The organism is uncultured Sneathiella sp., assembly GCF_963973085.1.
Lineage (GTDB): Bacteria > Pseudomonadota > Alphaproteobacteria > Sneathiellales > Sneathiellaceae > Sneathiella.
Genome location: NZ_CAXAXA010000014.1, coordinates 1 through 10,888 on the forward strand (window position 1 = coordinate 1; position 10,888 = coordinate 10,888).

At 51.0% G+C, this 10,888-nt stretch carries 9 protein-coding genes and 1 pseudogene; 1 reads left to right on the plus strand and 9 read right to left on the minus strand.

Translation table 11 applies throughout. The features are described 5' to 3' along the window. Positions 1–16 precede the first annotated feature (16 nt). From AACZ19_RS18250 to AACZ19_RS18285, 8 genes are all read right to left on the minus strand, one after another. Positions 17–589, minus strand: coding sequence for a transposase (locus AACZ19_RS18250; protein WP_339635936.1), 573 nt, complete (start codon positions 587–589; stop codon positions 17–19). A gap of 517 nt (positions 590–1,106) precedes the next feature. Next, on the minus strand, positions 1,107–2,222 hold the full coding sequence (locus AACZ19_RS18255; protein ID WP_339635937.1) for a nitronate monooxygenase family protein: 1,116 nt from the start codon (positions 2,220–2,222) through the stop codon (positions 1,107–1,109). A 66-nt stretch (positions 2,223–2,288) separates the two neighbouring features. Then, complete coding sequence (locus tag AACZ19_RS18260; RefSeq protein ID WP_339635938.1) at positions 2,289–3,572, minus strand: TRAP transporter large permease subunit; 1,284 nt, start codon at positions 3,570–3,572, stop codon at positions 2,289–2,291. 12 nt (positions 3,573–3,584) lie between these two features. Continuing rightward, positions 3,585–4,115: a TRAP transporter small permease gene (locus AACZ19_RS18265; protein ID WP_339635939.1), complete on the minus strand. Its 531-nt coding sequence runs from the start codon at positions 4,113–4,115 to the stop codon at positions 3,585–3,587. A 28-nt stretch (positions 4,116–4,143) separates the two neighbouring features. Beyond that, positions 4,144–4,908, minus strand: a complete 765-nt coding sequence (locus AACZ19_RS18270) for an enoyl-CoA hydratase-related protein (protein ID WP_339635940.1) — start codon at positions 4,906–4,908, stop codon at positions 4,144–4,146. Positions 4,909–5,007: 99 nt separating this feature from the next. Next, entirely contained in the window at positions 5,008–6,279 is a 1,272-nt protein-coding gene (locus AACZ19_RS18275) for an acetyl-CoA hydrolase/transferase C-terminal domain-containing protein (RefSeq protein ID WP_339635941.1), read from the minus strand. Further along, complete coding sequence (locus AACZ19_RS18280; protein ID WP_339635942.1) at positions 6,279–7,160, minus strand: CoA ester lyase; 882 nt, start codon at positions 7,158–7,160, stop codon at positions 6,279–6,281. The genes AACZ19_RS18275 and AACZ19_RS18280 overlap by 1 nt, the downstream gene beginning before the upstream one ends. A 349-nt stretch (positions 7,161–7,509) precedes the next feature. Further along, positions 7,510–8,313, minus strand: a complete 804-nt coding sequence (locus AACZ19_RS18285) for an IclR family transcriptional regulator (RefSeq protein ID WP_339635943.1) — start codon at positions 8,311–8,313, stop codon at positions 7,510–7,512. Between the two features lie 159 nt (positions 8,314–8,472). Between AACZ19_RS18285 and dctP the strand changes: the two genes are divergently transcribed. After that, positions 8,473–9,504: a TRAP transporter substrate-binding protein DctP gene (dctP, locus tag AACZ19_RS18290; protein WP_339635944.1), complete on the plus strand. Its 1,032-nt coding sequence runs from the start codon at positions 8,473–8,475 to the stop codon at positions 9,502–9,504. Between the two features lie 460 nt (positions 9,505–9,964). Here the strand turns inward: dctP and AACZ19_RS18295 are convergent. Further along, positions 9,965–10,825: pseudogene (locus tag AACZ19_RS18295) on the minus strand (CaiB/BaiF CoA-transferase family protein); the annotation flags it as partial. Positions 10,826–10,888: the final 63 nt, after the last annotated feature.

Below are 10,888 nucleotides of genomic sequence, written 5' to 3' on the forward strand. Positions count from 1 at the left end.
CCAATGCTCCGTTAATTTACGCAGCCTTCAGTGACAAATGTTCTGACGACGGACAGGTAACGAGACTGCGCACGGTCTCCGGATCCACATCAGGAGCAAACCGGACCCGGCGCCCGCCGACAAGCTCCACCTCAATCCCGGGCGCAACGCGGTCGATAATAACGGGTGCTGCCGGCCCTGCTTCCAGTCCAGGCTGCGCACAGCCATCTGATGCCGCCGGTACATCACTAACCGTGACAGGCAGGACGCATGTCTCGGTTTGGGGTAAGGGTACCGCGAACTTCTGCTTCCAGCGGAATAGCATTTGGGTATCGAGCCCATAGCGGCGGGCAACACTCAATACAGAGCCTCCCGAATGACAGGCTTCCTCGACGATGCGGCGCTTGTCGGCCTCGCTGAAGTTACGGCGCGCCTCTGGCAAGGTTGTTCGGCCTGAGGGGATATAGCCCGGTGTCACCGGGCCCGTTTCCCTGTCAACCATATAGTCAGCCATATGGTTGAGGCGGCTGCGGGGTCGGTAAAGCAGTTTGCCCTTGGGCACCGACCCGTTATCACCGAGCTTTGCCCGCCAGTTCCCGAACCGCTTCAACGGCAGGCCGTGAAGCTCACAATATTCCCGCTGGTTCAGCGCGCTGCGCTGCTAGTCCTCCAGGTGAGACCGCCAGAAGGCCTCAAGTTCCAACGACTTCGCTGCTGATACCCGTGCCATAATCATTTTCTCCATTCATCCGTAAACCAAAGAAAATGATCACATTCAAAGCCCGAAAAACAAGTGTGTCACAAATGGACGCTTACCCTCAAAAAGACTTCTTGCATTATCACCGGCAACCACAGAAGGGCCAGCGGTCATCGTACCGCAACGAAAGGCCGGATACATGACTGCAAACCCGTCCCGCCGCCAAATCAGAAATCTCTTGCAATTCAGGAGGCGTCCATACATGACAGTGCCCTCTTTCACGTTGAAGATACACCTTAAACCACTGCTCGGATTTTCTGGATCACTTCACTACGCCATACACAACATCAGGCTAATGCGCCCTCGTCTCTCCCTATTTCCCCTAAAAAAAGTGGGGAAATGGGGAAATTATTATGGGGTGCCTAGAAACCTATTCTCCGAGCATTCTGTCCATGCGTTCTTTTGATTCCAGCAACTCATTGATGAAATCATAAACAACTTCCTTGACGCTGGTTTCTTCTTTCATATCACCGACAATCTGGCCAACCGGATAGGTCAGGAAGTCTTTTGCGCGGACCCGTTCCACTCTCGACCGCCCCTCTTGCCACCAGAGATAGTTCTGAAGAGGGGCAGGAAGCATTGCGGGCGCGCCCGGTGCATTCCAGGCTTGAGAAAACTTGTTGTTAAGCGTCCGGCATGGCTTGCCCGTGACACTCTTGGTCAAGATGGCATCATCCGCCGATGCTTCAAACATCTTTGCCTTGATTTCCGGCGGAACCTCACTCTGAACAGTTTTTAACCAGATGGACCCACACCAGACGCCCTCACAGCCAAGGGCAAGCGCCGCCGCAAGTTGTCTGCCCCGGCCAACACCGCCGCCGCCCAAAACAGGCATGGGATCGACCGCATCGACAATACTCGGCCATAACACCAGAGAAGAAATGTCGCCGGTATGACCGCCCGCTTCTGTCCCAACGGCAATAACGAAATCACAGCCGGCTTCTTTATGTTTGATAGCATGCCGGGGCTTGCCAGCCAGAGCCGCTATTTTAATTCCTTTGGAATGAGCCGTTTCAATCAGATGGGCTGGTGGCGTTCCCAGCGCATTGACAATCAGTTTTATCGGATGGCTCATGGCCCGCTCAATCATATCAAGACTTTCGCGCGGGGTGAAATTCATACCCTTGACGATATCCCGCATAATCTGTTTCTCTTCGGCTTCGGGCAACGGTGGCACGCCCGCTTTATCCAGCATATCCCGGACAAACCGGATATGTTCCGCCGGCAACAGTTTCTCCGGTTCATATTTCAGATCACCTGAATCTTCGACATTTCCCGACATCAGCACATCAATGCCATAAGGCCGCCCATCTATATGCGCATCAATCCAGCTGAGTTCTTCCTCCACGCGATCCGGATCCATCCGCGCCATTCCCAGAACACCCATGCCACCCGCTTTAGAGACTTCAACAACGACGTCTCGGCAATGAGAAAAGGCAAAAATCGGCACATCGATACCGAACATTTCGCAAAGTTTATTCTTCATCTTGATTTTTCCTTCTCACTTTCAAAAAATGATTGTTTCACCCCGTCGTATATCGCGCTTCGGATCCTACCGAACTGTCTCTGGCAGCCAGGTTACGATTGCAGGGAAAATGACCAGCAGGACGATAATCAACAAATGGGCGACAACATGCGGCGAAACACCAATGAAAATGTCTTTCACCTTGACATTGGAGTAGGCGGAAACGACAAACACATTCAATCCAATGGGCGGCGTAACCAGACCAATCTCAGCAGTTATGATAACGACAACACCAAACCAGAACGGATCATATCCCAGAGCTAGAATTATCGGCAGGGTAATCGGAACCGTCAAAAAAAGAATGGCAATCTGGTCCATGAAACAGCCGAGCACGAGATAGAGCAGTATAATTAGCGAGAGGATGACCCAAGCCTCTACATTAAGGGCGGCGACTACTCCAACCAGCTCCTGCGTAACTCCCGTTAGGGTAAAATAGTAGCTGAAAATATGGGCGCAAATTATAATCATGACGATCATGCAACTCGTCGCCGCAGCCTTGCGCACGGCCGTATAAAAGCTCTGGAAGGAAAGACGGCCGCGTACTAAAGCTATGCACATTGCACCAAAAGCCCCAAGGCTAGCGGACTCAGTTGGCGTTGCAATTCCGAGATATATGCAGCCGGTCACCAGTGATATCAATACAACCATGGGACCGATAACCGCCAATGACTGGATTTTCTCTACCATACTGTAGGCGCGGCCTGCCGGCGCGAAGTGGGGGAATAGCATGACTAACAAGAGTGATGTCAAAATGATTACACAAGTGACAAGAATACCGGGAATTATGCCAGCAATCAGCAGCTTGCCTATACTGATATCCGCTATTAGGCCATAGAGAATCAACGCAATGCTTGGCGGGATGAGCATCGCTAGTGGGCCCGAAATTGCGACAACTCCCGATGCAAAACGGGGATTATAACCATTCCGCAACATTGCCGGGATTGTCGTCGCCGATAATGTCGCTGCAGACGCTGTGCTTGATCCTGAAATTGCACCAAAGCCGGCGCCTGCAATTGCTGTCGAGATGGCAAGTCCCGCGGGTGTTCGCCCTATCCATGTTTTGGCGCAATCGAAAAGTTCGTCAGCTATGCGACTAACGATAATAAATTCCGCCATCAAGATAAACATCGGAATCGTCAGCAATTCATAAGACGAGGTCGTTGCAAGCGAAACCGTCCGCAGCACGCCTTCTACCATTGACAAACCACCAATCGTGAAAAGGCCAACCATCCCAGCAATCCCAAGTGCAAAGGCTACCGGCATACCGAAAACAAGCATAAGCAACAAGACGAGGGTTCCAAAAAACATCATATCGCTATCCACCTATTCCAGATTTTCAACTGAGCGGAAAATCGGCTGCCCCGTCACAATAACTTGTATACGTTCTGCAATAGTGAAAACGATACGAATGGCGAGCAACCCAAAGCCACAAGACGCCATCATATATGGGATCCAAGTTGGCCAGGCGATTGCGCCACTGATCACATCACCGCCGAATAAGCTCTTCACGGCATCCTCGAGGCTGACCTCGAACATAACGTAAAACATAACCAGTGCTGAAATAAATCCGATCACTTCAAATGCTGCGCGCACCCGGGTTGATCCAAATTTGTTAAATAATTCAATTCTCACGTGGCTGCCGCGTCGGAAAGAATCGGAAACAGCCGCAAAAAACAGCAATGTGGCGAGGTACATGGAAATTAAATCGTATGACCAACTGAGCGGTGACGAAAACAGGTATCGCAATATGACGTCAACCGTTACAATTATCATAATTCCGAACAGGCAGACACAAGACAACGTCAGAACCGCTCGTTCAACCAAGCTGATCAATCGATCAATCTTCTCCATCATGTCGAGTCTCCTCGCCTACGCGCCACTTTTACTTTCCTTGCCATTTCGGCGACCTCTTTTCGCCGAAAGCCCGTGGACCCTCGAGAGCATCTTCGCTCCGATAGACTGGTTCAAACAGATGATATGCGGCCCTTAAAGCCGCGGATCGTCCCATTTCCGACGAGAGATAAACAAGCTCCTTGGCAGCCGTGACTGTCAGTGGCGCATTCGCCGCAATTTTCTTGGCCATCAAAATTGCTTCGGGCAGTAGCTCTGCACTCGGTACGACCTTATTGACGAATCCGATCTCCAGTGCACGTTGTGCCGAAAGGGGATCGCCCGTCAGCAATAACTCCATCATCACCCGTGGGGGAATCATGTTGCCAAGCGGGGCCGCCCAGGGCATTCCGCGTCCGACCTTTGCCTCGGTAATCCCGAAAACCGCATTTTCCGATGCGATGCAGAGGTCGCACATCTGGGCAAACAACCATCCGCCAGCAAAAGCGAGCCCATTGACAGCCGCGATAATCGGCTTGGTCACAGTTACACTGTCGCCAACAATGGGAATGAAATCGCGCGCCGGAACCCCCAGCATCATGTCGGCCGCTTCCTTCAAGTCCATTCCCGCGCAGAAGGCTTTTTCTCCGGCTCCTGTCAGAATGGCGACCTTCAGTTCGGGCGTTTTTTCAAACCGTTCCCATGCTGCCAGCAGACCCGTTCGAACATCCTGATTGATCGAATTCAATTTTTCGGGACGATTTATGGTAATGACGACGATGTCATCCTTCTCGTCAAACAGTATGGCATCTGTCATTGTGGATATTCCTTCTCTTTATCGATAACCAGTATCCGGCCAGCGGGCCGCCCATATTTTGCATTTGCTGTTCCATTACATCATTTCGCCCTTTTTCGCTTAGGCGCTTAATTTCAGCAAATCATAGGCTTCGCGTTCCAGTCTTGCGCGATGCTCAGGCGGTGCGATGGAAATCATGGCCTTTACCCGCCGGGAAAGGGGGAGACCTCTTAAGTCCGCTGCCCCTAATTCCGTTACCACAACACCGACATCACTTCGCGGCGTTGTGACCGGGCCGGAGAGCTGAGAAACGATTTTACTGACGGCACCGCCTTTAGCTGAGCTTCGCAGGGCGATAAGAGAGACCCCGCCCGGTGAAAGACCGGCTGCGCGGACATAGTCCACCTGCCCACCCACGCTACCAAAATATTTTGCGCCGATGCCTTCCGCGTTCACTTGACCGGTCAGATCCACCTCAAGGGCAGAATTCATAGACACAAAGTTGGAAAGCTGCGATACGACTCGAATATCATGGGAGACGGATGCTGGCACCATACGCAAGGCGGAATTATTATCTGCAAAATCATAGAGCTTCTTTGTTCCGATAAGAGCACCTGTCACGATAATACCAGGGTCAATCTCTTTATGCTCATTAGTGATGGCTCCGGAATTTACAAGATCGACCACACTATCTCCGATCATGCCGGAGTGAATTCCGAGCCCACGACGGGAACTCAAATCCGCCATCAGCGCCTCTGGCACGCCGCCGATGCCAACCTGAAGCGTCGCTTTTTCCGGAATGAACGGTTGGCAAAATGCAGAGATTTTGCAATCAATCTCCGTAACGGGTGCAGGCTGCATCTCGACGACGGGACGATTGGAATAGATGCAATAATCGATATCATCCGCCGTCAGCGGCTGCGAACAGAAGGTCCGGGGCGTTTGACTGTTGATTTCCGCGATAACGATCCGGGCCTTTTTTACCGCAGTGTATATAAAGTCACTCGTAACTCCCAGGCTATATTCGCCGCGATCATTGGGCGGGCTGAGCTGGACAAAAACGACATCACAGGGAATTTTCCCCGTTTCGATATAGCCGGCGACCTGAGACACATGACAGGGGATTACATCACAAGCCCCTATTTTGGTCAGGACACCAGCGGTTCCGACCCCGCCAGTCGAGATAAATGTCAAATCTTCGGCATGTTCCGGCGAAAAAGTATTGGAGAAAGCCGAGGCCATGAAGATGATAACGCTATCTAGGCTTTTGCGCTGTTCGACTAGCGCTTCGGTCAGGGTTAGCGGTTCTGCGCAGGCATTGCCCCACATAACCGTTTCCGATTTCTTGATAAGGCCGGATAAATCCAGCTCCGCGACGGTCAGTTCCCGCATCACGCACTCTCCCGGTTCTTGATGATCGCGGAAATAGCCAGAGTTGCCTCGGCGCGCTTGAGAAGAGGCCCGTCAATCATCTTGCCCTTGAAGTCAATCGTTCCAATCCCCTTGGACATTGCTTCCTTATATACAGCGACGACCTCCTCAGCTTCCGCAACCTCTTCGTCTGTTGGCGCGTAGACGCTATTGCAGATATCGATCTGCCGGGGAATGACGCATATCTTGCCCTCATAACCGAGATCGCGCCCTTTACTGGCATCCGTGCGGCACTGCTCGTCATTTCGGACATCGATGACCGCCTGATCGATCGCGACGATACTGGCAATTTTCGCCGCCAAAACGACGCGGGAGCGGGCGTAAAGAACCTCGTCCCCTTCTTTTGTCCGGCGCGCGCCCATGTCCGACGCCAGATCTTCGGCTCCGAAGAAAACCGAGCTCATCAAATCATTCGCACGGCAAAGTTCATTTACATTAAGCACGCCCAGCATGGATTCGATACCGCCCATAATCTTCACGGGCCGCTTATCCGCATTTGCTTTTTCAGCCGCCGCTACAGCGGAAATAATAGGATTGCACTGCTCCGGCGTCTCCAGCTTGGGAATGATAATTCCGTCGATGTCGCAGTTCACGGCGGCGGCGATATCGTCGAGAAAGAGAGACGAACCCGGCTCATTCACACGCACATAAACTAGCCCTTTAACATCGGCCATTCTCAGCATGTCGATATTGTCCGCAAGCGCTTCACGCGCCACAATCTTGTCATCGGGCGGGGTTCCATCTTCCAGATCTATGGCGTAGCAATCCGCCGAAAACCGCGGAAACTTGGCCAGCAGTTCAGGTCTGTTTGCCGGCGCAAAGAATAAACTCCGAAACAACATTTACGAACCTCCCTCATCTCGTTCTCTGATCATCAAAATGACGCATTACCCTCGCGGAAACAAAGTGCTGAACTGTAAAAGGCTGCCGCGCTAGTGAGTTAATATTGCAACTCATCAATTCCTATTTGTTCTGATATCAGAATTTTGTTCTTATTTAAGACCAAAATATCGAGACCGACATATCCTGTCAAGCCGCATTTTCCTCAAACGATAATTTATCGCAGTGTATAAATGCGGTCAGAAGCAGTGGATGTCACTTGCTGCATATATGATTGTGGGAGAGGGACCCGGATCCATCCCGGTCAGAGAACCGCACATAGCCCGAACTCAGAAATGCGCGGGCGGTAATCTACTCTTTCGATCCGGGATAAGGCATGGAATAACCCATAAATTGCGAGGCGCGCTTACCTGCGGCATGCGCCAACTCGCTGTATTTCTTCAAATTTGCGTTCAGCCGATCCAAGGGGGCGGCAAGTGTAATACATCCCATGATCTCGCCGTCCGAACCGAACACCGGCGACGCGACACCGCCCGCTCCTTCAACTGAATCCCCCATGGTCACACTAATTCCGGTTCTTCGGATGGTGCTAAGATCCTCAAGTATCTCGTCTTTTGAAAATCTTTCGCCCGTCAAGGGAGACACCGGATCAACGTCCGCCATATAGCTATGGATAAAATTGATACTTTGGAATGCGAGCAAGGCTTTCCCGAAAGACGTACAATATAATGGACGCCGCGCGCCGATAACAGAGGCAAGATAAATAGTACCGTTGCCTTCGATCATATCTATAAAAACGCCGTGGTCCTTTTCCTCCCCCATAACACCGGATAAAGCCGTCTCACCACTTTCTCTTGATAATGCCAGCAAAAATGGGCGGACAGCGGCGGGGAAGGACGACCAGGCTTTCATCTTCGCACTGATAAGATTGCCGAGGCGGATCGTCTTCGCTCCCAAGCGGTAGGCCTTATTATTTACCTCGATATAATCTTCCGTCTCCAGGGAGCGTAGAAGGCTGAGCAGACTGGTCTTGGGCGTATCGAGGCGCGCGCTCAATTTAGCGAGCGTTAAATCCTCTGTATCGCTCGCGAGCTCTTCCAGTAGCTGCATGACGCGCGCAGGTGAGCGCGGCCCTTTTACGATATTTTTGCTCAAGATCTTCCCCTTTAGCTTGATTTGTTCTCAATATGGTATATTGTACCAATAACGGAACAATCAAGGTCCGTATTCAGAATAAGTAAGCGCCACTATACAGCGGTGCCAGTCAATTGGCACATTCAATAATAAATTCAGGCGCATTGGAAAGGGAGAAAAATGAGAAAAATCGTTTCAAAGTTTATATTTACGGCTGCGACGGTGCTGGCGATGAGCGCGCCTGTAAAAGCGACATTGGCGGATGACGCAATAAAGCTTCGGTTTGCGCATTCCTTCCCGACCTCGCATTTTATTCAGAAACAAGCGATTGAGCCGTGGATGGCGGATGTTACGAAACTGACCGATGGGAAGGTTACTTTTGATCACTTCCCGGCTCAGCAACTTGGCAAATCGAAAGATATGCTGGCGCTCACCCAAAATGGCGTGACCGATATCGGCTATGTTGGGGTTTCCTATGTTTCGGATAAAATGCCGCTCTCCGGTGTGGCCCAATTGCCGGGCAGCTTTGCCACATCATGCCAGGGCACAAACGCCTACTGGACAGTCTCCAATGAAGACCCTATAAAAACTCAGGACTTCGGGGACAACAAGGTCCGACTGCTGTTCTCGTTCGTGCTGGAGCCGTATCAGATTTATACGGCTAAGAAAAAAGTGACGAATGCCGCGGATGCCGAAGGTCTTAAGCTGCGCAGCACAGGCGGTGCTATGGATATTTTCGCCCGTAAAATTGGTGCCGTTCCAGTTCGCATGACAGCAACGGAAACGCGAGAATCCCTCTCGCGGGGAACATTGGACGGACTCATCTTCCCCAATCAGAGTGTCATTTCCTATGACTTGGTGCCATTGCTCAAATACGGCACTCGAGGTGGTAATTTCGGTAGCTTTATTGTAACTTTCGTCATCAATGAAGACGTATGGGGCAAGCTTCCTGCCGACGTGCAGTCCGCCATGACCAGCGCGAGCGAAAGTATGGTACAAACCATGTGCAAAAATATCGATGAAGGTGTCGGTAAGGCCATTGCGGAAATGGAAAAGGCGGGGATTGAATATTATACCCTTAGCAAATCCGACAGTGAATCCTTCGCAAAACATTCGGATGAAGTTGCCGCCGAATGGGCAAAGGATCTCGATGGCCGCGGGAAGCCCGGCAGCGAAGTTCTAAAACAATTCAATGAGGCGTTGAAGCAATAAACGGTGCAGTCCTGTCTGGACGGCGCTCCAATGGCAAGGTAAAAACATGATGTTTTCCGGTGGCTGGTTGCGGTCATGTCACCGGCCTTTAAACGCCGATCACCATACCGGCCCGTGGCTTCTGAAATGGCCGCAATTCAAGGCCTCACAGAAGGACCAGCGGTCATACGCACCGCGCAAACAGGCCGGATAAATGACTGCAACCCGCTTCGATCAGAATTACTTCAATTTATCCCTTGCAAAAAACGGAGCCGTCCACACATGACAGTGCCCTGTCAACACATAAAAACGTGTCACAAATGGACGCTTACGTATGAAACAGGGTAATCTATTTTACTAATTTGCAACAAGATCACGAAAGAATTGACTCAAAAATAAATGCTCAAAGTTTTAACAAGCAACCTAGTGTGAGCGCTTTAATCGGCGTCGCAGCACAACCTTCCTGTCAAATAAGATATGGTCAACACCCCCAATCCCGCAGTATTTTCTCTGTATGCTGGCCTGGTTGCGGCGGCGGACCCTGTATTTCCTGTATTGTCCGGCTAAAGCGTGGGGCAGGTGCGGGTTGAACGATACCATCACGCTCAATGAATGTGGCACGCGCCTTGTTATGCGGATGATGGGGCGCCTCACTTATATCCAAAACCGGTGCGAAACAAATGTCTGTTCCTTCCATAACCGCGCACCACTCATCTCGGGTTTTCGTTTGAAACTTTTTTGCAAGCTTTTCTTTAAGTTCAGGCCAATATTCAGAACTCATCTGATTTGTAAACTGTGGATCGTCAATTTCGGCTTTTTTCAGTAATTCAGCATAGAATTGAGGTTCAATCGAGCCAAGGGATATCCATTTTCCGTCGGAACATTCATAACAACCATAGAAATGCGCCCCTCCGTCGAGAAGATTACTCGCTCGAGTGTCGGTCCATTTTCCAAACTGATTAAGGTTAAATATAAGCGCCATCAAATGGGATACACCATCCGTCATTGCAACATCAACAACTTGTCCTTTGCCCGATGACTTTGCTTCAAGTACGCCGCAAACCATCCCAAAACCGAGATAAAGTGCTCCGCCTCCAAAATCACCTATCAGGTTGAGCGGCGGCACGGGTCCACTTTCTTTCGATCCGATTGCATGTAGGGCGCCGGTGAGCGCTATATAGTTGATGTCATGCCCAGCGGCTTTCGACAGGGGGCCGTCTTGCCCCCAACCCGTCATGCGTCCGTATATCAGTTTCGAATTCCGCTTGTAACAAACATCTGGACCGAGGCCGAGCTTCTCCATAACGCCGGGCCGGAATCCTTCAATAAGGCCATCCGCTTTTTCAACAAGTGTCCGTCGTCAGAACATTTGTCACTGAAGGCTGCGTAAATTAACGGAGCATTG

Coding starts and splice junctions, on each gene's coding strand:
- AACZ19_RS18255 (WP_339635937.1), bottom strand. CDS start 2,222: ATGAAGAATAAACTTTGCGAAATGTTCGGTATCGATGTGCCGATTTTT.
- AACZ19_RS18260 (WP_339635938.1), bottom strand. CDS start 3,572: ATGATGTTTTTTGGAACCCTCGTCTTGTTGCTTATGCTTGTTTTCGGT.
- AACZ19_RS18265 (WP_339635939.1), bottom strand. CDS start 4,115: ATGATGGAGAAGATTGATCGATTGATCAGCTTGGTTGAACGAGCGGTT.
- AACZ19_RS18270 (WP_339635940.1), bottom strand. CDS start 4,908: ATGACAGATGCCATACTGTTTGACGAGAAGGATGACATCGTCGTCATT.
- AACZ19_RS18275 (WP_339635941.1), bottom strand. CDS start 6,279: ATGCGGGAACTGACCGTCGCGGAGCTGGATTTATCCGGCCTTATCAAG.
- AACZ19_RS18280 (WP_339635942.1), bottom strand. CDS start 7,160: ATGTTGTTTCGGAGTTTATTCTTTGCGCCGGCAAACAGACCTGAACTG.
- dctP (WP_339635944.1), top strand. CDS start 8,473: ATGAGAAAAATCGTTTCAAAGTTTATATTTACGGCTGCGACGGTGCTG.